Source organism: Sphingobacterium thalpophilum, from assembly GCF_901482695.1.
GTDB lineage: Bacteria > Bacteroidota > Bacteroidia > Sphingobacteriales > Sphingobacteriaceae > Sphingobacterium > Sphingobacterium thalpophilum.
Window position 1 is genome coordinate 5097587 of sequence record NZ_LR590484.1, and the last position, 23906, is coordinate 5121492.

The 23906-nt window shown below is 42.9% G+C and carries 23 protein-coding genes and 2 tRNA genes; 12 read left to right on the forward strand and 13 right to left on the reverse strand.

The window, feature by feature from the left end; all coding sequences use genetic code 11:
• Window positions 1–8: 8 nt before the first annotated feature.
• From FGL37_RS21475 to FGL37_RS21485, 3 genes are all read left to right on the forward strand, one after another.
• Window positions 9–665, forward strand: coding sequence for a DUF1345 domain-containing protein (locus FGL37_RS21475; protein WP_028070324.1), 657 nt, complete (start codon window positions 9–11; stop codon window positions 663–665).
• 43 nt (window positions 666–708) lie between these two features.
• A complete protein-coding gene (locus FGL37_RS21480; protein ID WP_138097020.1) occupies window positions 709–1092 on the forward strand; it encodes a hypothetical protein in 384 nt (127 codons plus the stop codon).
• 97 nt (window positions 1093–1189) lie between these two features.
• Complete coding sequence (locus FGL37_RS21485; RefSeq protein ID WP_028070322.1) at window positions 1190–1609, forward strand: c-type cytochrome; 420 nt, start codon at window positions 1190–1192, stop codon at window positions 1607–1609.
• Window positions 1610–1719: 110 nt separating this feature from the next.
• Here FGL37_RS21485 and FGL37_RS21490 read toward each other — a convergent pair.
• A tRNA-Leu gene (locus tag FGL37_RS21490) sits at window positions 1720–1799 on the reverse strand.
• 181 nt (window positions 1800–1980) lie between these two features.
• Here FGL37_RS21490 and FGL37_RS21495 point away from each other — a divergent pair.
• A complete protein-coding gene (locus FGL37_RS21495) occupies window positions 1981–2937 on the forward strand; it encodes an aldo/keto reductase (RefSeq protein ID WP_028070321.1) in 957 nt (318 codons plus the stop codon).
• Window positions 2938–3149: 212 nt separating this feature from the next.
• On the opposite strand, the gene coaD is transcribed toward FGL37_RS21495, so the two are convergent.
• Genes coaD through FGL37_RS21510 form a run of 3 tightly spaced genes read right to left on the reverse strand, consistent with a single transcriptional unit; the run spans window position 3150 to window position 4961 of the window.
• The gene (coaD, locus tag FGL37_RS21500; RefSeq protein WP_028070320.1) at window positions 3150–3635 is read right to left on the reverse strand and encodes a pantetheine-phosphate adenylyltransferase; all 486 of its coding nucleotides are present in this window, start codon (window positions 3633–3635) and stop codon (window positions 3150–3152) included.
• A gap of 1 nt (window position 3636) precedes the next feature.
• Window positions 3637–4176, reverse strand: a complete 540-nt coding sequence (gene rsmD / locus FGL37_RS21505; protein ID WP_028070319.1) for a 16S rRNA (guanine(966)-N(2))-methyltransferase RsmD — start codon at window positions 4174–4176, stop codon at window positions 3637–3639.
• Complete coding sequence (locus FGL37_RS21510) at window positions 4167–4961, reverse strand: DUF3822 family protein (RefSeq protein WP_028070318.1); 795 nt, start codon at window positions 4959–4961, stop codon at window positions 4167–4169. The genes rsmD and FGL37_RS21510 overlap by 10 nt, the downstream gene beginning before the upstream one ends.
• Window positions 4962–5046: 85 nt before the next feature.
• On the opposite strand from FGL37_RS21510, the gene FGL37_RS21515 reads away from it, so the two are divergent.
• The 3 genes from FGL37_RS21515 (at window position 5047) to FGL37_RS21525 (ending at window position 9602) form a co-directional block, all read left to right on the forward strand.
• A complete protein-coding gene (locus FGL37_RS21515) occupies window positions 5047–6471 on the forward strand; it encodes an ATP-dependent DNA helicase (protein ID WP_028070317.1) in 1425 nt (474 codons plus the stop codon).
• 85 nt (window positions 6472–6556) lie between these two features.
• A complete protein-coding gene (locus FGL37_RS21520; protein WP_028070316.1) occupies window positions 6557–9049 on the forward strand; it encodes a S9 family peptidase in 2493 nt (830 codons plus the stop codon).
• A 7-nt stretch (window positions 9050–9056) separates the two neighbouring features.
• A complete protein-coding gene (locus FGL37_RS21525; RefSeq protein WP_051606973.1) occupies window positions 9057–9602 on the forward strand; it encodes a HEAT-like fold family protein in 546 nt (181 codons plus the stop codon).
• A gap of 16 nt (window positions 9603–9618) precedes the next feature.
• Here the strand turns inward: FGL37_RS21525 and ruvB are convergent, their stop codons facing one another.
• From ruvB to pdxH, 5 genes are all read right to left on the reverse strand, one after another.
• Window positions 9619–10641, reverse strand: coding sequence for a Holliday junction branch migration DNA helicase RuvB (ruvB, locus tag FGL37_RS21530; RefSeq protein WP_028070315.1), 1023 nt, complete (start codon window positions 10639–10641; stop codon window positions 9619–9621).
• A 13-nt stretch (window positions 10642–10654) separates the two neighbouring features.
• A complete protein-coding gene (locus FGL37_RS21535; RefSeq protein WP_028070314.1) occupies window positions 10655–11392 on the reverse strand; it encodes a polyprenol monophosphomannose synthase in 738 nt (245 codons plus the stop codon).
• Window positions 11393–11735: 343 nt separating this feature from the next.
• Window positions 11736–12932, reverse strand: coding sequence for an NADH-quinone oxidoreductase subunit D (locus FGL37_RS21540; protein ID WP_028070313.1), 1197 nt, complete (start codon window positions 12930–12932; stop codon window positions 11736–11738).
• A 5-nt stretch (window positions 12933–12937) separates the two neighbouring features.
• A complete protein-coding gene (locus tag FGL37_RS21545) occupies window positions 12938–13429 on the reverse strand; it encodes an NADH-quinone oxidoreductase subunit C (RefSeq protein ID WP_028070312.1) in 492 nt (163 codons plus the stop codon).
• A gap of 1 nt (window position 13430) precedes the next feature.
• Window positions 13431–14084 carry a pyridoxamine 5'-phosphate oxidase gene (pdxH, locus tag FGL37_RS21550; protein WP_028070311.1) on the reverse strand — a complete coding sequence of 218 codons (654 nt, stop codon included), beginning with the start codon at window positions 14082–14084 and terminating at the stop codon, window positions 13431–13433.
• Between the two features lie 150 nt (window positions 14085–14234).
• Here pdxH and FGL37_RS21555 point away from each other — a divergent pair, with 150 nt between their 5' ends.
• The 4 genes from FGL37_RS21555 to FGL37_RS21570 all read left to right on the forward strand — a co-directional run bounded on the left by FGL37_RS21555 (window position 14235) and on the right by FGL37_RS21570 (window position 18543).
• Window positions 14235–14798, forward strand: a complete 564-nt coding sequence (locus FGL37_RS21555) for a YqgE/AlgH family protein (RefSeq protein ID WP_028070310.1) — start codon at window positions 14235–14237, stop codon at window positions 14796–14798.
• A gap of 177 nt (window positions 14799–14975) precedes the next feature.
• The gene (gene htpG, locus FGL37_RS21560; RefSeq protein ID WP_028070309.1) at window positions 14976–16865 is read left to right on the forward strand and encodes a molecular chaperone HtpG; all 1890 of its coding nucleotides are present in this window, start codon (window positions 14976–14978) and stop codon (window positions 16863–16865) included.
• Between the two features lie 248 nt (window positions 16866–17113).
• Window positions 17114–17187: transfer RNA gene (locus tag FGL37_RS21565), tRNA-His, on the forward strand.
• A gap of 324 nt (window positions 17188–17511) precedes the next feature.
• Window positions 17512–18543 (forward strand): Gfo/Idh/MocA family protein, encoded by a 1032-nt coding sequence (locus tag FGL37_RS21570; protein WP_028070308.1) that lies wholly within the window; start codon window positions 17512–17514, stop codon window positions 18541–18543.
• 113 nt (window positions 18544–18656) lie between these two features.
• Here the strand turns inward: FGL37_RS21570 and FGL37_RS21575 are convergent, their stop codons facing one another.
• Window positions 18657–19244: an outer membrane beta-barrel protein gene (locus FGL37_RS21575; protein WP_160169496.1), complete on the reverse strand. Its 588-nt coding sequence runs from the start codon at window positions 19242–19244 to the stop codon at window positions 18657–18659.
• A gap of 252 nt (window positions 19245–19496) precedes the next feature.
• Here FGL37_RS21575 and FGL37_RS21580 point away from each other — a divergent pair, with 252 nt between their 5' ends.
• On the forward strand, window positions 19497–20195 hold the full coding sequence (locus FGL37_RS21580) for an alpha/beta fold hydrolase (RefSeq protein WP_232048758.1): 699 nt from the start codon (window positions 19497–19499) through the stop codon (window positions 20193–20195).
• A gap of 70 nt (window positions 20196–20265) precedes the next feature.
• Here FGL37_RS21580 and FGL37_RS21585 read toward each other — a convergent pair whose 3' ends face one another.
• The 3 genes from FGL37_RS21585 to FGL37_RS21595 all read right to left on the reverse strand — a co-directional run bounded on the left by FGL37_RS21585 (window position 20266) and on the right by FGL37_RS21595 (window position 23820).
• Entirely contained in the window at window positions 20266–20829 is a 564-nt protein-coding gene (locus tag FGL37_RS21585) for a TlpA family protein disulfide reductase (protein ID WP_028070305.1), read from the reverse strand.
• A gap of 307 nt (window positions 20830–21136) precedes the next feature.
• Window positions 21137–21358: a heavy-metal-associated domain-containing protein gene (locus FGL37_RS21590; RefSeq protein ID WP_028070304.1), complete on the reverse strand. Its 222-nt coding sequence runs from the start codon at window positions 21356–21358 to the stop codon at window positions 21137–21139.
• Window positions 21359–21402: 44 nt separating this feature from the next.
• Window positions 21403–23820, reverse strand: a complete 2418-nt coding sequence (locus tag FGL37_RS21595; RefSeq protein ID WP_028070303.1) for a heavy metal translocating P-type ATPase — start codon at window positions 23818–23820, stop codon at window positions 21403–21405.
• Window positions 23821–23906 lie beyond the last annotated feature (86 nt).

Consider the following 23906-nt stretch of genomic DNA (forward strand, 5'->3'; position numbering starts at 1 on the left):
GAATAGTCATGAATAAGGTTAAGGAGTATTTGCACCATATGCAGTCGATCCATCGCGCTTCGGCAGCAGCTATTGTTTTTATACTGATTTTTTTCTTATCGCCCATTAAGTCTTTGATGTTATTAAACCTTATTCTGAGCTGGCTGGGCTTTTGTCTATGTTATATCTTCTTGTCTTGGTACGTCTTCTATACGATGCCTATTGCGACTATTGCAAAAAAAGCCCAGCAAGAAGATGGAAGCCGGCTATTCGTCTCTTTCTCTATTATTTTAGTAACGCTGTGCTGTTTTGTATCGGTGTTGAGTATCATCATCTCGAGCAAAGATAGCCAGTTCGATGAAATGGTGATTATCATCACCTGCATGTCAGCTATGTTGGCATCGTGGCCTTTGGTCCACACCATCTACACATTCCATTACGCGTGGTTGTACTATGAATACGATGGCGCAGGAAGCGGATTGGAATTTCCGGGCGACGGAAAACCCGATTATCTCGACTTCGCTTATTTCGCATTTGTCATGGGCTGCACCTTTCAGGTCTCCGATGTAAGCGTCTCCTCTAAAAAAATACGAAGGGTAACACTGTTCCATGGTCTGTTATCTTTTGCCTTGAATACGTTTGTAGTTGCATTGACGATTAATATCATTTCGGGCTTGATCAATTGAGTTTCTAATGAAAAAAGCTTATTTTAGTCCAAAATTTAGCGGCATGAAATTATCACAGATATTCGTTCTATTCTTTTTGTTTTTTATTACCAATATTTCATGTAAAAAGAACGAGAGCACGACAGGTGATGCCCCGGCGGTCACGGGTAGTTTTATAGGCCGTGTCCGGTTTCAGGGGAATGCCCTGGATGTTGACAGGGAAAACCGATTGATACGCATACTGCGGGAGAATAATTCAACCTTTAGGATAGAATTCTATACAGGAATTCCAAATATCACGGGTATTGTATTTGAACAAACGAACGATAGTACCTGGACATCCAACGACAACACAGAGACCCAATTAGTTAAGGTTGAGGGATCTTCCCTGGAAATCGACTACCAACTCAACGGTCAGAGCTGGAAAGTGGACGCGGTACGACGATAACACAACACTGCTGAAAAGAAATGTCATAATAATTTCATTTTCGTTTGTATATTGCTTTTCTTATGCTTATATTTAGCTAAAGCATAAGAAAAGAGAAATGAAACACCTAAAAAAGATAGGCGCGATAGCGTCGGTATTTGCTATTGCCCTCGCGTTAAGCGCATTTAATTCTCAGCAGGAGAAGTCTCAGCAAGATCCTAAGCCGACCAACCTCAAAGTGCTCCCTAAAAATATATCACATGACGAACTCATAGCCACAATGAAGGAGTTTAATGTGGCACTAGGAGTCAAATGCGGTTTCTGTCATGCCCCATCCAAAGAAGACCCCAAAAAGCTGGATTTTGCAAGTGACGAAAATCCTAAAAAAGAAATTGGCAGGGCGATGATCAAAATGACGCAAAAGATTAATAAGAAATACTTTAACCGAAGTTGGGACAATGCACCGGCCAAAGCGATTTCATGCAAAACCTGCCATGGAGGCAAGGAAACTCCCGAAATGGTGCTCGCTAAAAACTAATCAAACACTATATTCATGTAACACCATAAGGTTATCCTTGTGGTGTTTTTTTTCACATTTTGTGTCGGGGAACAAAAAAGGCCTCTCATCATGAGAAGCCTTTTTTTGCGTACCCGGAGCCGGAGTCGAACCGGCACGGTTTCCCACTGGTGTTTGAGACCAGCGCGTCTACCAATTCCGCCATCCGGGCATATCCGTTTGGGATGATGCAAAAGTACGCAAAGTTTTTATTATTCCAAATTATACTACAGGCGTTTTTTTAAACTGACTGAAAATGAATAAGAAATTTTTATTATTCTATTTTAAACCCTGATTTCTGACTATCAGATACGTTTTTTTGTTAATTTAGAAGAAACAATCCGTATCACAGCATGAAGAAAGCAAAACTAGGAAATAGTGAGATCGAATTTAAGCCGATGGTATTTGGTGCTAATGTGTTTGGCTGGACCGTAGATGAACAGCGGTCATTCGCTTTGCTTGATGCATTTGTTGATATGGGATTTAGCTTTATTGATACTTCGAACAACTATTCGCATTGGGTGCCCGGCCATAGTGGGTCAGAATCGGAAACGATCATTGGTCGATGGATAAGCAAAAGAGATATCCGCAACAGCGTGCAGATCGCTACAAAGGTAGGCGGGCGCCGTGTAGACAATGACAAGCCCAACCTGAAAAAAGATTACATCATCAAGTGTGCAGAAGAGTCGCTCCGACGGCTGCAGGTTGAAACTATAGATCTTTACCAGTCGCATCACGATGACCTCTCAACACCCATAGATGAGACACTAGAAGCTTATCAACAGCTCATACAGTCTGGCAAGGTGAAGTGGATTGGTGCGTCCAACCTAAGTGTCGAACGCATCAAGGATTCTCTGGAGATAGCGCATAGACATAACCTACCGGCCTATGTGGCAATCCAACCGGAATATAATCTGTATGACCGTGATAAATTTGAGCAACAATATGCGCAGCTCGCAGCCGATAATCATTTGGGGGTGATCACCTACTACTCGCTCGCGAGCGGGTTTCTATCGGGTAAATACCGTAATCTGGATGATATCAAAGAAGCCAAGCGCATCGTGGCATTAAAAGATCGATTCAATCCACGTGGACTACGCATTCTGGATGCCCTGGCTGAGGTAAGCCATAATCAGCAGGCCCCCATGTCTGCCATAGCCCTCGCTTGGTTACTCCATAAACCATGCGTTACAGCGCCCATCGTAAGCGCAACTTCCATCCAGCAGTTGGAAGAACTGGCCCTAGCAATACAGATTGAGCTGTCTGAAGAGGAAATGCGGATTCTTGACGCGGCTAGCTCTCACCGTTAACACAGCAATAATAAGACACTGATATACAATCCTATATAATATTAGACATTTATATTCAGAATTTTATTTTGCGTCAAATAGAATAACAGCACTTCCGACCAGAAAATCATTTCACAAAAAAGTTTATATGAACAAAGCTAATGTACTGATATATAGATACAAATAAATGATTGCAAAATATTATTCTGTCGAAAAAAAAGTACTACCTCAGCTTATTTACGAACTACGCGTTTCTTATTTAAAAGATCGATGATATTAAAGGGCACCATTGCACGAATATCACCACCATTATACCACACATCTCGCACAATCGTTGACGAAATGTGAGCAGTGCCCGACCGGCTCATTAAAAAGTAGCTCTCTACCTTATGGTTGAGCAAAAGATTGTTTTGCGCGATCGCATTTTCAAATTCAAAATCATTGGTATTGCGAAGTCCGCGTAAAATAAACCTGGCACCGACCTGGTCACAAAAATCAACAGTAAGGCCGTCATATTTCTGAACTTCAACAGCCTTGATATCGGCAAAAACTCCCCTAATGGCTTGAACCCGCTCATCATGGTCGAGCATTCCTTTTTTATTGGCATTGTAACCTACGGCAATGATAATTTTGTCGAATAACGGTAAGGCCCGCTCCACGAGATCTTGATGAGCTAAAGTGAAAGGATCAAATGATCCGGGGAAAACTGCTATTTTCATATTACAATGGATTAACGTAAAAGGAAAAAGACGAGTACCCGTATTTACGAGTTTCCAGAAAATTGGGATGTGCTTCCATCTGCCGCGTTGACGGATGCTCAACAATCAGCAGGCCGCCCGCGTTTAGCAATTGTCGTTCAAAAATTAGGGCTGGCAGTTTCGGAAGTTTTGGAATATCATATGGCGGGTCCGCAAAAATTAGGTCATAGCTGCTTTTGCAGCTTGAAATAAACTTAAATACATCTGCTTTTTTTGCATTGATTTGCTGAACCTCCATCTTCTTGGCCGTCTCAGCAATATACTGCACGCATCTAATATGGAGATCAACGGCATCTATCGCTTTAGCGCCCCGTGAAGCAAGTTCAAAACTGATATTACCTGTACCTGCAAACAGGTCAAGACAGCCTAGACCTTCAAATTCCAATCGGTTGTGCAATATATTGAATAACGCTTCCTTGGCGATATCGGTAGTTGGCCTTACAGGCAGATTGGCGGGTGGATTTAAGCGCAGACCACCCAGACGACCTCCTATTATTCGCATAATATAGAATCAAATAACACATTATAAGCAGTCAGATCAGCCGGGATATTTTCGTCAGCCAGCCTAACTTTAGTTTTAATCTCCAGCACCTCAACCGTACCTGTATAGGATGCTATGCGGTTGTAATAGTTCTCGGTAAAGTCACCTGAAAGAAGGATCTTATTGATCGTAGCCCCCAGACTAAACTGGGTTATAATATTAACGATATAATAGCTGATATCATCAGCACTAAAAATCTCAAAACTGTTGTAAAGTTGGAAAATACCATTTTTGAACAGATAAAAGTCGACTGCATTACTACCGACAAAATGCAAGCCCAGCACACTTCCCCGCAACGAGACCCGCTCCTGCGCACGGTCCAGAACTACGGCGAATTCGGGGAGCAGCACAGCGTCTGGAAACAATCTAACCCAACGATTTAACAGAAGTTTATCAAACTGATATAGAGCGACTAAATTAAGATTATCTAAATAATAAATAAACGTATCATCTTTGACCGGAGTATCTAAAAACTCCAGATACTGTTCGAGATGATCTTTCTCAAAAAACTCTCTAGGTATAAACGTAAAACTCTGATGAGGGATGACAACCCGAACAAAACGGAAAGGTAAGCTCATTATCCGTGTTGCGTCCAAAATAGGTTCTTCGGAAGGATACTCAATTAATATCGGTACTACAGAATTCTTGTCGACCACGGTCAGTACATCTTTTTTAAAACCTGCCTTGACTAAAAGATTGTACTCTGGGAGATAATGCATGTTGAACTGTTTTGAGATATAATTCATCCGCTGAGTTGTAAAAAATAAAAACTTGTTAAAGCAAAAGTAGCTTTTTCTGAGGATAAGACAAACCTTTTGAATAACTTTGGATGTGTTCATCAAAAATCTATTCATACAGCAATTCCCCTGGCAGCCGACCGCACAACAGCTGGATGCGTTCGAATTATTGGAAGAGTTCTTATTATCCTTTGACAGACAGTCCTGTTTTGTGCTCCGTGGATATGCCGGCACCGGAAAAACTACGCTGATTGCCGCATTGGTGAAGGTGTTACCTGCCTTAAAAAAAAGAGCTGTTCTGTTGGCCCCTACAGGCAGGGCTGCCAAGGTCATGAGCTATTATTCCGGAAGAAAAGCGCTGACGATTCATAAAAAAATTTACCGCAAGAAATCCGCAGTTTCCTTTCAAATGGATTTTATGCTCGGTGAGAATCTGCATGAGGACACATTGTTCATCATTGACGAAGCTTCCATGATATCCAACGAACCGGCGAACGTCTTTTCCAAGAGCTTACTTCACGATCTGATCCGTTATGTACAGTCGGGCAAAAACTGCACACTGCTCTTTGTCGGCGATACAGCACAGTTACCGCCTGTAGGTCTGTCGGATAGTCCCGCACTGAGCCCCAGCTACCTGGAGAATGAGTTTCAACTCTGTGTGTATCCCCTTGAATTGACCACAGTGGTCAGGCAATCCAAAGACTCAGGCATTTTATACAACGCTACAAAAATACGTGAGCAGATCACTTCGAGCACACAGGAACAATATGAATTTCCTTTCCCCAAATTCATAACAAAAGGATTTAAAGACCTTTATCGTATGACGGGTGAACGACTGATTGAAGGTATCAATTATGCTTATGACAAGTACGGCATTGAAAACACAATGATCATCTGCCGGTCAAACCGGTCCGCCAACCTTTATAATCAGAATATCCGGAATAGGATCTTGTTTCGCGATGAAGAACTGACAGGTGGGGATTATATTATGGTCGTCAAAAACAATTATTACTGGCTGCAGGAGAATAATATGGGCGAAGGTTTTATTGCCAACGGTGATATGGCCAAAGTGCGAAAAGTCAGTAATATACACGACCAACATGGTTATCGCTTCGCCGATGTAACCCTAGAATTCATAGACTTGGATGAAATAGAACCCATTACCTGTAGAGTGATCCTCGACAGCCTTTATGCCGACGGCCCCAGCCTTTCCTACGATGATCAAAAGAACCTTTATGAGGAGATCGCCTTGGATTATGCAGATATCCCTGACAAAAAAGACCGGCTGGAAGCCATAAAAAAAGACCCATATTACAATGCGCTGCAAATCAAATTTGCCTTTGCTGTCACTTGTCATAAAGCACAGGGCGGACAATGGCCCATTGTTTTTGTAGACCAGGGCTATGTGAACGATGAAATGTTGGACCTCGAATTCCTGCGATGGCTGTATACAGCTGTCACACGGGCTACACAGGAACTTTTTTTGGTCAATTTTAGTGAAAATTTTTATCCATCATAGTATTATTACACGAATTATTCGTTGAGCGACTTCAGAATGGATATTTTTATGGCCAAAACCCAAATTATCTATTTATATTAATTTAATGCATAAGTTTTATTTTATTGTTGCAGCCAGTTTATTGCCTTACATTGGTCATGCACAGCAGGTACAGGAACCGGCAGCAAAATCCAACTACCAATTAGCTGCCAAATTCTCTCCGGAGAAGCTGAAAAAAATGATCTTTTCAACAACTGTTAAACCTAACTGGATAAATTTTTCAGACCGTTTCTGGTACGAGTATGCAGGTCCGCAGGGAAAAAATTGGTACATCGTCACTCCTGCTCTCCAGAAAAAAGAGTCCCTATTTGACAACGTGCAGCTGGCAGCACAGATCACGAAGATTGTGAAAAACCCTGTTGATGCACAACATCTCGAACTACAGGGACTAAAATTTACAAAAGACGAGAGAAAAATACGTTTTCAGGTACAAAGCACAAAGGACACGGTAAAGTCTAAAGAGGAAATTGAAAAACTTAAAAACAAATCCGATACCTTAAAGAAAAAACTCTTTTATCTGGAGTACGACCTCGCTTCAAAGACAGTTACTGAAATTAGTGACTCCACAAAAGTAAAGCCACCACTCGCTTGGGCAACTTTTTCGCCGGACACTAATACCGTGTTTTTCGCAAAAAATTACAATCTGTACTGGATGGATAAGATGAACTATCAAAAGGCTGTAAAGAATGAGAAAGATAGCACAATCATCGAGCATCAAATTACCAAAGACGGGGTGCAATACTACGCCTGGGGTGGTGATGAATACAGTACCACAACCGGCGATGAAAAGGATAAAGATGGAGATGAGGCATCCAAGCGCAAGCGTGTATGGATAAACTGGTCACCAGACGGACGTTATTTTACATTGACCAGAAAAGACAATAGGGCCTTAAAATCGCTATGGGTCATCAACAATGTAGGTTCCTCTCGCCCCACATTGGAAACCTACAAATACCAGATGCCCGGTGAAGTAGACTCCACTGAAACCGAATTTTATATTTTTGATGCAGCCACAAAAGTTCCCCGCAGGCTAAATATAGCTGCGTTCAAAAACCAGACGATCTCCAACTGGAGCAAAACTCCAGATAAGAACTCTTACAAAGAAGACTACTTCGTCAATTACTGGCTAGGCGATAATCAAGAGTTTTATATTTCGCGTTCAAGCCGCGACCTCAAAAGAATAGATCTTCTAAAAGTTCATATCAATGGTACGGTAACCCCCGTTATTGAGGAACGTTCCAATGTCTACCTGGATGTCCAAAAACCCGTACTTATCGAAAATGGAAAGCAATTAGTGCATTGGTCGGAAAGAGACGGATGGGGGCATTATTATCGTTATGATAATAACGGCAAACTTCTCAACCAGATCACCCAAGGCAGCTTTCATTGTGAAGAGGTCCTTGGATTCGATCCCGCAGGCCAGACCCTCTTCTTTACCGCTTCAGGGAAAGAAAAAAATGAAGACCCCTATTATTTCCATCAATATAGCATCCATCTTAATGGTAGCGGAATCAAGCTGCTGACTCCGGGCAATTTTGATCACCAAGTCGAAATGAGTGAGTCGTCAAACTATTTTGTAGATAACTTTTCCAGGGTCAACACCGTACCCGAATCTGCACTTTATTCGAGCAGTGGCAAGAAAATTATGACGCTGGAAAAGGCAGATCTATCCTTGCTATTCGCAGCGGGATACAAATTTCCTGAACCCTTCAAGGTGAAAGCGGGCGATGGCACCACTGACCTGTATGGCGTGATGTACAAGCCTTTTGATTTTGACAGTACCCGAACCTACCCGCTCGTTGAATATGTCTACCCAGGCCCGCAGACTGAGGCTGTAAACAAGTCCTTTGGCCGTAGCATGGATAGAATAGACCGCCTGGCACAGTTTGGCTTTGTCGTTGTCACTGTGGGCAACCGCGGCGGCCATCCCTCCCGTTCACAATGGTATCACACCTACGGTTATGGCAACCTCCGCGATTATGGACTCGAAGATAAAAAGGTGACGGCCGAACAGCTTGCTGACCGCCATAAATTTATAGACATTAACCGGGTCGGAATCACGGGACATTCTGGTGGCGGTTTTATGTCAACAGCTGCCATGCTGGTTTATCCTGATTTTTTCAAAGTTGCTGTATCGGGTGCAGGAAACCATGAAAATCAGATCTATAACCGCTGGTGGAGTGAACGGCATCACGGAGTCAACGAAAAAGTTTCCGCAAAGGGTGACACAACTTTTGTCTATCATATCAATAAAAATACCGAGCTCGCCAAAAACCTAAAAGGCCGGCTATTGATTGCTACTGGCGATATCGACAATAATGTTCACCCCGCCAATTCCATACGGATGGTCGACGCGTTGATCAAAGCAAACAAGCGGTTCGATTTTCTCTTATTGCCGGGACAAAGACATGGCTTTGGTGACATGACGGAATACTTCTTCTGGAAAATGGGGGATTATTTTAGCCAATATTTACTCGGCGACTCCAAAATGAATGAAGTAGATATTACTGAAATCAATCGGGAAAAACCGCAAAAATAACAGGTGAATGACCTACAGTGAAAAAATAAACTTTTTGTCCGTTACCTTAAGATCGTTTGAGGTAGCGGACTTTTCCCTAGATATTCTTCAGGGCATAAGCCTTGGAGATCTGCTTGATATCTCATTGGAGAAGGACAAAGTCGTTTCTTTCCGGGCCGCATGGGTATTTGAAACGATAGTCTTAAAAGACAGCAGGTTGTTAGAGGGACTATTGCCGCAATTTTTTGGCAACATCAGAATGCAAAAGAACTGGAGTTGCTTACGCAGCTACAGTAAAATCCTGATGTATCTGACAGCTGACAAAAACAACGTTTACCCGCTATCCCAAGATATTGAAGAAGAGTTGATCGAATATGCATTTCAATGGATGATCGACCCAAAGTGTCCGGTCGCAGTGCTCGTAAACTGTCTAGATATTTTGAACAATTTGAGCAAGAAGCATTCTTGGATCAAAGAAGAGCTTCTTGCTCAAATACATTATTTTCAACAGATGAAGCCAAGTCCGGCTCTACTAAGCAGAACCAATAGGATCTTAAAAAAAGCAACGGGCTAAGCCTGCTTTGAAAGAGCTAAAACAATGTGTTTCCTTTAGAATGATGCACCCGGCCTAGATGCCTATAAGCCGCCTCAGTACATTCACGTCCCCGTGATGTCCGCATAATGTAACCTTCCTGAATAAGAAATGGTTCATAGACTTCTTCTATGGTGCCCTCATCTTCCCCTACCGCTGTTGCTACTGTTTTTAAGCCAACAGGGCCACCCTTAAATTTATCAATAATGGTAGACAGGATTTTGTTATCCATTTCATCTAATCCATTTTCGTCAACATTCAGCGCGTTCAAAGCATATCTGGCAATTTCCCGGTCTATACTCCCATTACCTTTTATCTGTGCAAAGTCCCGTGTGCGGCGCAACAGCGCATTCGCGATCCTAGGTGTGCCCCTGCTCCGACGCGCTATCTCGTAAGCACCCTCTTCTGAAATGGGCGTATTGAGAATATGTGCAGAACGAAGTACAATGGTAGTCAGCAACTTCGCGTCATAATATTGAAGACGTGAGTTGATTCCAAAGCGCGCACGCAAGGGTGCTGTCAGCAAGCCCGATCTGGTCGTAGCACCGATCAAAGTGAAGGGATTCAGAGAAATCTGAACGGAACGGGCATTGGGGCCCGTTTCGAGCATAATATCGATTTTAAAGTCTTCCATTGCGGAATATAGATACTCTTCCACCAAGGGACTTAGACGATGGATCTCATCAATAAATAAGACATCACCTTCTTCCAAATTTGTCAATAGTCCCGCGAGATCACCGGGCTTGTCGAGGACCGGTCCGGATGTGATCTTGATGCCTACCCCCATTTCATTGGCGATGATATGAGACAACGTTGTTTTACCAAGCCCCGGCGGCCCATGCAGAAGGACATGGTCCAATGCTTCGCCCCTGAGTCTGGCGGCTTTCACAAAAATGCTCAGATTTTCCAATATTTTCGCCTGCCCAGTAAAGTCTTCGAAAGCCTGCGGCCTGAGTGCCCGCTCAATGTCCCGGTCAGTATTGCTCAAACGCTCCGGATTTGGATCTAAATTTTCGTTCATTGCCCTAAACCTGTTAATTTCTCTTGTATCGCTTTCCTATGCTACCCAACTTTAGCTGGATCACACCGAAAAAAGCTTCCTTAAAAATACTTGTACTCATTTTGGAGGTACCTTCCGTCCGATCGGTAAATATGATCGGCACCTCCACGACATGGAAACCATATTGAATGGCTGTAAATTTCATTTCAATCTGAAAAGCATATCCGACGAATTTAATTTTATCTAAGGGTATCGTCTCAAGCACCTCTCTCCTAAAACATACGAAGCCTGCTGTCGCATCCTGAATGTTGATGCCAGTAATAAGCCGTACATACACGGAGGCAAAGTAAGACATCAATACCCGGCTCATCGGCCAATTAACAACATTTACCCCTTTGATATATCGGGAACCTATGCTCATATCGGCACCATCGACACATGCCTGCCGCAAACGCAGAAGATCCTCGGGATTATGGCTAAAGTCAGCATCCATTTCAAAAATATACGCATAGTGCTCACGTGCAAGCCCCCATTTAAAACCATGGATGTAAGCCGTACCCAGCCCCAGTTTACCGCGCCGCTCCTCCATAAACAAACGGGCAGAAAATTCGTCGCGCTGTAACCGTTTAACGATATCTGCTGTCCCGTCAGGCGAACCGTCGTCAACGATCAATATATCAAATGCTTGTGACAAGGAAAAAACTTTACGGATGATTTTCTCAATGTTCTCCTTTTCATTATATGTTGGAATGATAACTAAACTGTCAGTCACTTTATTTTATTTAAGACCAGTAAAGGTAACAATTTACACCTAATTCAGCGCAGTACTTAACACGAAAATTATGACTTCACGGCTGATCCCCCGTCATCGCCCAGTACCAAAAGTAGCCAATACAATGAATGAATGCGAAATGACTGCTGCAGAAAAGAAAAGCCCGCTACTATGGGAGTAACGAGCTTTCATTAACCAATTATAAACTTAAATTATGAGACTGCAAATATGGTGAATATTGCTTACATATGCAAGTTTTTCTGCGTTTTAATGCAACATTTTCAATACAATTAATATCTAATTTTGCTAAAACGTTTGTAAACCATGCACACATCCGCAAAAATTAACGGTCCACCTCCCCCAACACGATATCAATCGATCCTAAGATAGCAATCAAATCCGCAATTAAAACCCCTTTGCCGAGTTCAGAAATGACAGACAGGTTATTGAAACTCGGTCCCCGGGATTTTACCCGCAAAGGGATATCCGATTTCTCTTTTGTCACGAAATAGAAGCCAAGTTCACCCTTGGGGTTTTCCGCACGTATGTAATAGTCCTGTGCCTTCAGATTGACTTTTTTAGGAACCAGCGCCCGAGGATCAAAATCGGGAGTGCGCGCATATTCTTTTTGCAGACGTTCTAAGCATTGCTCCACAATTCGGACCGATTCTTTGACTTCATCCACACGGACTTTATACCGATCCCAACAGTCTCCTATAGTCCCCATCTCCCCCTTACCGATCGGAATGTCAAATTCTATCTCCGGATAGACAGAGTAAGCATCGATACGTCTCAAATCCCATTTGATACCTGACGCGCGTAGCATAGGACCTGACACCCCGTAATTAATGGCTACCTCTGGTGGGAGAACGCCAATATTTGCCGTTCGGGATATAAAAATCTGATTTGAAGTGAGTATTTCGTCCAGCTCCACCAATTTAGGCTTAAAGTAACGGACAAACTCCATACACCTGTTTTCAAAGCCCACAGGCAGGTCATAAAACAGGCCACCTACCCAGATATAATTGTATAGCATCCGCGAGCCTGACGCCCACTCCAGCATATTCATAATATGTTCCCTATCCCTAAAACACCAAAGAAAAGGTGTCGTGGCTCCTATATCGATGCCGTAAGTCCCTATTGCAATAAGGTGTGATGCGATTCGATTAAGTTCGCAGACCAGTACCCGTATATACTCAATTCGCTTCGGAATTTTGCTGTCCAGTCCCAGCATGCGTTCTACACCCATCACAAAAGCATGGCTATTATTCATCGAAGCCAGATAGTCCAGCCGATCGGTAAAAGGAATCGTCTTTCCGTAGTTTAAAGACTCTGCATGTTTATCAAAACAGCGATGCAGGTATCCGAGATGGGGCACGACCTCCTTCACCACCTCGCCATCAGTAATCAACTGCAACCGCAATACGCCATGCGTAGATGGATGTTGAGGCCCCATGTTTAAGACCATTTCCTGGCTTGAAATATCGGTCAGATGCTTTTCGTAACGGTCCAATGCCGTTCTATATTTTGGATTAGCCATTCGCTTTAATTAATGTTAATTCCATGATATTTTTCAGCATCCTTATAATCTTTACGTAAGGGATGCCCTTCCCAATCATCTGGCATAAGTATTCTCCTCAGATCAGGATGTCCATCGAAATAGATGCCCATGAGATCAAAGGCTTCCCGTTCATGCCAGTCTGCTGTACGCCATACTGACGTTACCGAGGGGATTTCCGGTAGCTCGTCTAACGAACGATTTGCAGCAAGCAATTCGACTTTCAGCACGAGCGTATGCCGATAGGGTAGCGAGTTGAGATGATATACAACAGTGAAATGGTCTATATAATCTACAGCGGAAAGGTTACTCAAAAAATCAAAATATAGGCCTTCCGTGTCCCGCAAGAAGTGACAGATATCAACCAGATGTTCACAACTAATGAACAAAGCGGGTTGCAAGCCTGAGGTCTCTTCCCGAAGCACTACTGCAGGCCCGAACGCTGCAACAAGCTTGGATTTTATTTCGTCAAAAGTCATGTTAGGGTGCTAAGCGTGTGATTTTCCAAGAATCTGCTATTTTTTTATAAACAATGCGATCGTGCAAGCGGCTTGCGCGCCCTTGCCAAAACTCAAAATAGATCGGCTTCAGTAGGTAGCCACCCCAGTGTATAGGCCTGGGAACAAAATCGCTATCCTCATACTGTCGCGCAAGCTCCTCGACCTTCACTTCCAAATAATGCCGGTTGGGAATTTCCTGGCTTTGCGGCGACGCAATTGCACCAAGACGACTACCCTTGGGGCGAGACTGAAAGTACTCCTCTGAGTCAGACTCGTTAACAAAGTCAATCACACCTTCTATTCGTACCTGTCGTTGCAGTTCAGGCCAAAAGAATAGTAGGGACGCATGTGGGTTGGCCCGCATCTCTTCGCCTTTTCGGCTCTCGTAATTGGTAAAAAAAACCAGACCTTCATCGACAATGTCTTTCATTAGAACAACACGCGATGAGGGCATATGATGAGCAGACACTGTGGATAATACCATGGCGTTTGGTTCGATTACTTCACTGTGAACCGCCTCATCAAACCATCTTTTAAACTGTCGGACTGGGTCGTGGTCCACATCAGACTCCGAAAGATTACCCAATACATAATCCTGTCGGATCGCAGCAATATCTTTATGTTGAATGGACATAGAAATCTCTTTTTTTCCTACAAACTTACTAAAATCATTGCTTTTTCTCTATAAACCTAGTAGAAATTGACGAAAAGCTTTTTTTTGGCATAGATCTCGCATATCATAAGTAGTAGAAGTAATTTATATAAAAAACTAAATCTTGACCATATGTTTAACGAATTAGATCCACAAAAAGGCAGCTTACTGATCTCCGAACCATTTATGCTTGATCCGCGTTTCCTACGGTCAGTCATTTTACTCTGCGACTACAACGACGAAGGATGTCTGGGCTTTGTCTTAAATACTAAAACCAATGTACGTATCGGTCAACTGCTGACAACGGTACCCGACTGCGATTTCCCGATCTATCTCGGGGGCCCTGTAGCCCAAGAGAGCTTATTTTTTGTACACAGTCGTTTTGACCTTTTACTCAGCGGCGAAGAAGTCGCGCCCGGAATTTATTTTGGTGGCGATGAGGATAAACTGATCGATGCCCTGCGGTCTCATAGCATTCAGCATAGTGAACTCAAATTTTTTATAGGCTACTCGGGCTGGGCTTCTGGCCAGCTGGCTCGTGAACTTCAGGAAAATAGCTGGGCTGTGCAAAACAAATATCGTCAGGAGATTATCTTTGAGGGAGATGGTGAACTCCTTTGGAAAGACGCCGTTATTGGGTTGGGCCCCAAATATGCCCATGTTGCTAATTTTCCGAAAAGCCCTGAGTTGAACTAAGGGCAGAATCAATGGGCGAGCTAATGACAGTTAATAATTGCAGCGAAGTCAGCTCGCTTACATAACTATGACAAAATGAACACCTGTTCTGCCATCCTGTCCTATCCAAGCCGTTTGGAACAACGATTGTGCAGGTACTACCAAAATATTAAAAATTAAAAATTCGATATACAAATTATGAATCCAGAAAAAGGTAGTATTTCAATCCATACGGAGAACATATTTCCCGTCATCAAAAAATTCTTGTACTCTGATAATGAAATTTTCTTGCGTGAGCTGGTATCCAACGCTGTCGATGCATCACAGAAAATAAAACGTCTAGCGTCTCTTGGCCAATACAGTGGTGAAACTGGAGAGCTGATCGTTGATGTCAAATTTGATGAAGCAGCCAAAACGATTACCATATCGGATAACGGTATAGGTATGACGGCTGAAGAGATCAAAAAGTATATCAATCAGATCGCATTTTCCGGAGCTACTGAATTTATGGAAAAATTCAAAGAAGCCAACGATGCCAATGAAATTATCGGCCGCTTTGGTTTAGGATTCTATTCAGCATTTATGGTAGCGGATACCGTAGAAATCCAATCACTTTCTTATCAGGATGGCGCCGAACCTGCGCATTGGACCTGTGATGGAAGTACCTCATATGAGATATCAACAGGAACACGCACCACCCGCGGTACAGATGTCATTTTGCATATCAACGACGAGTCAACCGAATTTTTAAATCAGTCCCGTCTGCAGGATATTTTGGACAAGTACGCCAAATTCCTCCCTATCCCCATCAGATTCGGTACAAAAACAACTTCTGAGCCCGATGGAGAAGATGAAGAAGGTAAACCCAAATACAAATCTGTTGAAGTTGACAACATCATCAACAACACCAATCCAGCTTGGACAAAATCACCTTCTGAACTGAAAGATGAGGATTACTTAGCCTTCTACCGTGAATTGTATCCTTATTCGATGGATGAGCCATTATTCTGGATTCACCTGAATGTTGATTATCCTTTTAATCTGACAGGGATCCTTTACTTCCCTAAAGTAAAAAACGAGCTTGAAATTCAGCGGAACAAGATCAAATTGTATTCAAGGCAGGTATTCATTACGGATGAGGTAAAAGATATCGTGCCTGAATTCCTGATGTTACTTCACGGCGTCATCGACTCCCCGGATATTCCGTTGAACGTATCCCGCTCGTTTCTGCAAGCGGACAGCAACGTGAAGAAAATCAACAGCTATATCACAAAGAAAGTCGCGGACAAATTAAATGAAATTTTCAAATCTGATCGTCCAGGCTTTGAGGAAAAATGGACAGATATAGGCTTATTTATTAAATATGGCATGTTGAGCGACGAGAAATTTGCTGAAAAAGCAAATGACTTCTGCTTACTCAAAAGCACGGCCGGCCAAAGTTATACCATCAAAGAATACTACGAAAAAGTAAAAGATATTCAATCAGATAAAGATGGTAATATCGTTTACCTGTACACCCACGATCCTGCACAGCAAGATGGTTTTATCCAGACTGCTCTGAACAAGGGCTACGATGTACTGGTACTTGACGGACCGCTTGACACCCACTTTGCTTCCTATTTGGAGCAGAAAGGTGGTGAAAAAGTGCAATTGAAACGTGTTGACGCCGACGTCATCGATAAACTTATCCAAAAGGATGACAAGGTAGAGCTGTCACTGTCCGAAGATGAATCAAAAAAGGCACTTGAAGTTTTCGAGAAAGCCATTTCGCGTCAGGATATGAAGGTGGAAGTCGGCGCACTCCATGAAACGGACTTACCTGTATCCGTCACGATCGATGAATTTATGCGCCGTATGAAAGATATGGCAAAAACTGGTGGTGGCATGAACTTTTACGGTACGCTACCTGACAATTACAAAGTTACAGTCAATGGAAACCACCCGTTGATTAAGCGGATTCTTTCTGCTTCTGAGGAAGAGGGATCTAAACTGGCAAAACAAGCATTCGATCTGGCTCTATTATCTAGAGGACTTCTTTCCGGAGCGGATTTAACTTCCTTCGTTAAACGAAGTGTCGAAATGATTTAACACCCAGTATGGTGCAAACGAAAAAGGTGGATATCTGTGTGGATATTCACCTTTTTCGTTTGCACCATACCCCGAGTTACCTCGTGGTTTTGCCCCCACTTTTAGTTGGAACCAAGTGTTTCAACTGCGGTTTTTTATTAAATTTTAATAAACTAATCTTCACTTAGTTGGCGGGTAAAGACTCTTTTTTGATTCAAAAATTTGGATAGAAACAGGTTTAATCGTACTTTTGTATCATCAAAATCACGGTAGGTATAGCTCAGTTGGTTAGAGCACTAGATTGTGGTTCTAGGGGTCGTCGGTTCGAGCCCGATTACTTACCCAAAAGGCAGACCAAAATTGGTTTGCCTTTTGTTTTTTCAGAGCTGGATGTGCCTCATGTTCAGCCAATGAGTGCCTTCCTTCCATCAGCGTCCACTGACTCAATTTTTAGCACTTACAACAATAGCTGCGGTACACGACATGATGTGAAAAAGAAATCACCCAATATCTATATTGACATATTGACCAAACAGTTATATATGGTCTTGGTATTTTAATCAGATATCTTATATTTACAGGAATCAACATTATGATTTAGCTGACAGAAGCATGGTTCAGCATAGCGTACTATGATGTTTGATGCTATTTTAAACTTATCATGACAATGAGCAATAAAACAATCAACACAGGAATCTTAAGCTTTGGCATGTCGGGGAGAGTCTTCCACGCGCCCTTTATCCACATTAATCCGCATTTTAATCTTGTTGCTGTAGTTGAGCGATCTACAAAAGCAGCTCATCAGCTTTATCCGGCAATAAAAAGCTATGATACTGTTATGGAGCTACTGGCTGATGACTCTATTGAACTCGTAATTGTAAACACGCCAAACCATACACATTTTGAGTATGCCACCGCAGCCCTTCACGCAGGCAAGCATGTCCTGCTTGAAAAGCCCGCAGTAGAAGACCTGTTACAGTTCGAAAAACTTATGGCAGTTAGTAAAGATACCGGGAAGCGGGTTTTCTTTTATCAGAACAGACGCTTTGACAGTCATTTTCTGGAAGTCAAAAATGTCGTGGAGCGCGGTGACCTCGGTAAATTGACTGAAGTACATTTTCGGTTTGACCGTTATAAAATCGAACTGGGACAAAAATATTTCAAGGAAAATAATCAGTATCTTTCAAGTGGTCTTACCTATGACCTAGGTCCACATCTTATAGACCAAGCAATTTCTCTATTCGGCCGCCCGCTGAAGTTCAGTAAAACCACTACTGTCAATAGACCTGGCTCGCAGGTGGCCGATTATTTTCATTACCATCTACGTTATCCAAATAATCTCAATGTTTTTCTCACGGGAAGCCTCGCTGTTGCCGAACCCTTACCAGCGTTTGTACTCCATGGCACCAAAGGAAGTTTCATTAAAACGATGGCTGATGTACAAGAACAACAGCTGATGGACGGTATGCTCCCTGACACAGCGTTATATGGTAGAGAACCGAAAGGTAGTGAAGGAAAGCTTGTTGTGGTAGACAGTAACAACGAGAGAAAGATCTCTTATCCCCAATCGCCTAAAGGAGATTATAATCTCCTGTTTGAAGCGATTTATGATAACCTTTATGCTGACGTGCCTTTTCCAATTAAAGCAGAGCATATCCGGTGGCAGATAGAAATGCTCCAAGCCGAAGACAGCTTATAGATTAAAGCCATCCCAACTCCAAGGGATGGCACTCTCTTGTCATAACTGTTACATCATTTTTAGTTCAAAATCATGGATGGCAGCAGTATACATGCGGCTTAACGCAGTCTGAACTAAAATAGATCAAACTTGTACCCAAGCTGGTATTGCTCAATATCTGCGGTCCAATTATCAACAATGTTATTTGTCCGGTTAAACTTTCGATACCGAAAGTACACACCCCCTATTTCTGCGCCCAGGCTATACCCTGTTCTGGGTTTGCTACGAAACGCATTCGCTCCATTATTCAATTGGTAACGGTCGTCATTGAGTAGAAAGTTAAAATCGAGTCCTCCCATGATCGCAACCGTACTCGTAAAACTTATTTTTAGATACAGTGGCACGTTTATATACTCAAGCTTTCTTGTACCAGCACCAATACCATGCTCGCGTTGGGCGGTCGTCTCATTGTTGCGGATCCGAACCAAATTATAGGCAGGCTCGGCCTGTAATGCCAGATTCTTGTTAAAATGATAATTTACATGACCGCCTAGCTGATAGCCAATTCGTTTACTGGAATAAAATCCTGTTCCATTGGTACTGGACAGATTCCCCCCTGCCCTCACACCTAAGCCCACTTGAGCCATTGTATTGTTTGGAAATAACGTTGCTGACGCAACGCCACAAGCTAAAATTGTTTTTATTTTTTTATTCACTGGCATAAAAAGTACTGTATTTTCTCTTATCAGTCTCTGTATCACAAACTGGAAAGACTGATCACATAGCATCTATTATTAAAAAGTAACGATCTGACTAAAGATACAGCAATTAAACCGATGATTTATTACTTTTATACGAACATTGACATTTCATAGACGAATCCATTTAACTTTTTGGCATATTACTGAAAATTATTTGCAGCACTTACATTTTTTATGGTAACTTAACGATATAATTGGTCAATAAACTTTAATATGATGGGTAATGAGGCTACAACAATTATTTTAGTACACGGAGCTTGGGGAGATGGTTCTCATTGGCGTTATGTCATCCAAAAGTTACATCATGAAGGATACAAGGTTCGAAGCGTACAAAATCCATTGACTTCCATTGTTGATGATATTCAAAAAACAAGCGACCTGATTAATATGCAGGAAGGTCCTGTCATTTTGGTAGGACATTCCTATGGTGGAGCGGTTATATCAGCTGCAGGAAATCATGAAAAAGTTGCTGCATTAGTCTATATCGCAGCTTTTGCACCTGACGAAGGTGAAAGCCTGATGGATCTACTGGCACGCAGGAAACAGCCTTCCGGCCTCTTTAACATCATTCCGGACAGAAAGGGATTTCAATGGATCAGTTACGAGAAATTCTGGGAAAGCTTTGCTCATGATCTAGATGAGGACGAAGCCTTGGTCATGGCTCTGGCACAAAAACCAACTCACGGTAGCATCTTTGCGGCAAAAGCAGGCAAGCCAGCCTGGAAATCAAAGCCCAGCTGGTATCAGGTTTCTGACAATGACCGCATGATACCTCCTGCGACACAAAAGGAAATGGCAGAGCGGATACAGGCAAAAAAAACTATCCATCTAGATGCCAGCCATGCGTCCCTAGTTTCACATGCAGACGAAATTACAGCATTGATAAAGGAAGCGGTGGCGGCACTGTCCTAAACATGGTGATTGCCTCCCATAGAAACACCATCCTAAAGATCTGGACTGAGATGCAGGATATCTCTGAGGGTCAATTCGCATTAATCAGCTCTTCTAAAGCCTTTGTAATCTCCGGTGCAGCATAATCTCTGCTACCTTCGAGCCGTTCAACGATCTGCCCATTTTTATCCAATATCACAGTCGTAGGAATGGACGCGCCCAAAAACTCTGGCGGAATATCGCCGGATGGTGTGTACAATGGCAGATCGTAACTATTTTCTTTAAAAAATGCAGCGGATTTTTCTATATCGTTGTCCACGTCTACCATTAAAAATTCGATGTGTTGATTCCCTTTAAAAGTACTCCACAGACTGTTAATAGAAGGCATTTCGTGAATGCATGGTGGACACCAAGTTGCCCAGAAATTGATAAATACCACTTTACCTTTCAGCGAGTCCAATGTCACAACCTGTCCTTTCTGGTCTCTGAACGCAACTTTGCCCGTTTCTGCCACCGTTGTCTCTGTGGCAATCTCTTGCTGCTCCGGCACTTTCGTCTCGCCGGCTTTTTGCCGATTTTCACAAGCAGCCAAGCTACTGGCTGCAATGATCAGCGCACCTAACTGTGTTGCTAACTGGTTAAATTTTATTTGCATAGTGAACAATGATAATGTTTACAGACTGTGACGGCTGCCCTGCTAATTTATCGACTTGATACTTCCCAATGTTCTTTCGATAAACATGAGAGCAATGTTTAGCTGCCCCCTATACTCATCAGCAAAGTTAGTACATGACCAAATATCTCGGGATGTCACAGCCCCTATTCTGCTAAAATAAGGTTATTTACGTTTGCCTGCAAGTTGTCATTGATAAAACACCCGTACGAATCTGTACAAAAAATACAGGCAGATACTGAACTATTGCATAAGCTCGTGTCTGCCCGCCACTTTCTACTATTGTGGACTACTTAGAGACCACTTCTGCATTAAAGCCTTTCTTTTTGATAATGGCAATGACCTCATTTTCTGTTATACCATTGGATTTCACCGTAAGTATTTTCTCGTTGCTTGCTGTATCTACGTTCCATTCGCAAATGCCGTCTGCTTGATCAAGATCGGCACTTACTTTCGATACACATCCACTGCAATTGAGGTTTGTTCTAAATTGAATATTTTTGTTTTCCATGTTTTGAATTTTAATGTTATTAATGTATTATCTTTTATAAATTACTACTTTTTCCATTTCAAACGTAAACTGTTGCTTACGACACTTACACTACTTAAAGCCATCGCTGCTCCGGCAATCATCGGATTCAATAAAAATCCGTTGATTGGATAAAGAATACCGGCTGCTACAGGAATACCGATCACGTTGTAGATAAAGGCCCAGAACAAATTTTGCTTGATCGTAGCCACTGTTTGTTTCGACAAACGGATGGCTTGTGGAATTTTGGTTAGATCCGAAGAAATAATGGTCATCTTGGCCACATCCATAGCAATATCGCTTCCCTTTCCCATCGCAATGCTTACGTCGGCAGTAGCCAAGGCTGTACTGTCATTAATACCATCTCCCACCATGGCGACTACCTTTCCTTGTTGCTGAAGTTCGCGGACAAACGCAGCTTTATGCTGTGGCATCACCTCCGCTTTATAATGTTTCATACCGGTTTGTTCTGCAATTGCTCGGGCTGTTGTTTCATTGTCCCCCGTCAGCATGTATAGTTCTATACCCATGGACTGCATTTCCTGAATCGCCCGAACAGAACTCTTCTTTATCGTGTCAGAGATGGCAATGACTGCCAGCGCCTCCCGACTGTTAGCAAACCAGATGACTGTTTTTGATTCTGCACCCCACAACTCTGCCTGTTGAGCCAATTGCTTTGCAATATGAATTTTGTATTCAGCAAGGAGCTTTCCGTTACCGACATAATAATATTCTCCGTCAAAAGAGGCCTTGGCTCCTTGCCCTGTAATACTTTCAAACTGATTGACAGCAACAGTATCGGCGGCACTAAAATGGTTGACTACGGCCTCTGCTAATGGATGCTCAGATTGCTTTTCTATGCTCAGTAAAATATTTTTGGCGGCATCACTATTGTCTAGCCATTGAATGCCTGTAACTTGCGGCCTACCTTCAGTGATTGTGCCTGTCTTATCCAGTACAACAGCATTGACGCGTTTGGCAAGTTCCAGGCTTTCGGCATCTTTGATCAAAATACCATTTTCCGCCCCTTTGCCTACTCCGACCATAATAGCCGTTGGCGTCGCCAGCCCAAGTGCACAAGGGCACGCGATCACCAACACCGTAACAGCGGCGAGAAGTCCTTGCACAACGCCGTTCTGCCCACCTAATATCAACCACAGTGCAAAGGTAAATAATGCGATACCGATCACGACCGGAACGAAAATACCCGCTATTTTATCCACCAATTTTTGTACTGGAGCCTTACTGCCCTGTGCATCCTGCACCATCTTGATGATCTGCGCCAACATGGTTTCCTTCCCAACTTTCACAGCCTTGAATCGAAAACTACCTTTTTGATTGATCGTACCTGCAAACACCTTTTCGTTTTCCACTTTCAATACAGGAACAGGTTCGCCGCTCAGCATGCTTTCGTCCACATAAGAACTGCCCGCTATCACCATGCCGTCAACTGCAATTTTTTCGCCCGGCTTGACTTGTATAATGTCGCCAGCATTCACCGTTTCAATGGGCACCTGTCGTTCAGTACCATCAGCGTCTATGATAACGACCGTTTTGGGTTGAAGCCCCATCAGCTTTTTTATAGCGGAAGACGTATTGCCCTTTGCTTTTTCTTCCAGCAATTTACCAAGCAATATAAAGGCAATAACGACAGCTGCAGCTTCAAAATAAACATGGGCATGCAAACCTCTCTGGTGCCAGAAATCTGCAAAAAGCATATTAAAAACACTGAACACGTACGCAATACCTGTGCTCAAAGCAACTAGGGTGTCCATATTCGCGGATCGGTGTCTGGCCTGCTTCCAGGCATTGATAAAGAAATCCTTGCCCAGTAACAGGATAACTGGCGTCGAAAACAGCCACATGATCAGATTAGCATATGGCATATCCATAAAAAACATACCGATAATGACAACTGGAAGAGCCAGAATAACTGCCCAGATCGTTTTGGTTTTGAGTGTTTTGAATTTAGCAGCATGGATCGACTCCAGCGTTTCCTGCTGAGTTGACTCGTCTTCGAGCAGAAGGTCATAACCTCCTCCTTGCACGGCTTTCTGAATCTTGATACTGTCTGTGATAGTCGGCAAATATTCTACCGTTAGGTTACCTGTGGCAAAATTGACCGCAGCATTCAGCACGCCGGGTTCGTACTTAACCATACTTTCAGCACTGCTTGCGCAGGAGGCGCAGGTCATCCCGAGTACGGGAAAAGTTTTCGTCACGGTGGGAACACCATAACCAAGATCCTTCACCGCTCTTACAGCCTTAGCCACAGCTTCGCTGTCGTTGACAGTAATTGCTGCACGCCGGTTGTTGAGCTCAACTTTCTGGCTTTCCACACCCTGCACATGAGCAAGTCCCTTTTCGACAATTAATGCGCAATGTTCGCTTTCTACATCCTCTAATGGTATATAGACAGTGTCTTTATAAATATTTGTAGCCATATCCGTAGTATTTTATTTACTATACAAAGTTGGCCAAAAATGAGCATTCCATCCTTACACAATTAAGGAATTGATTTGTAAGATTA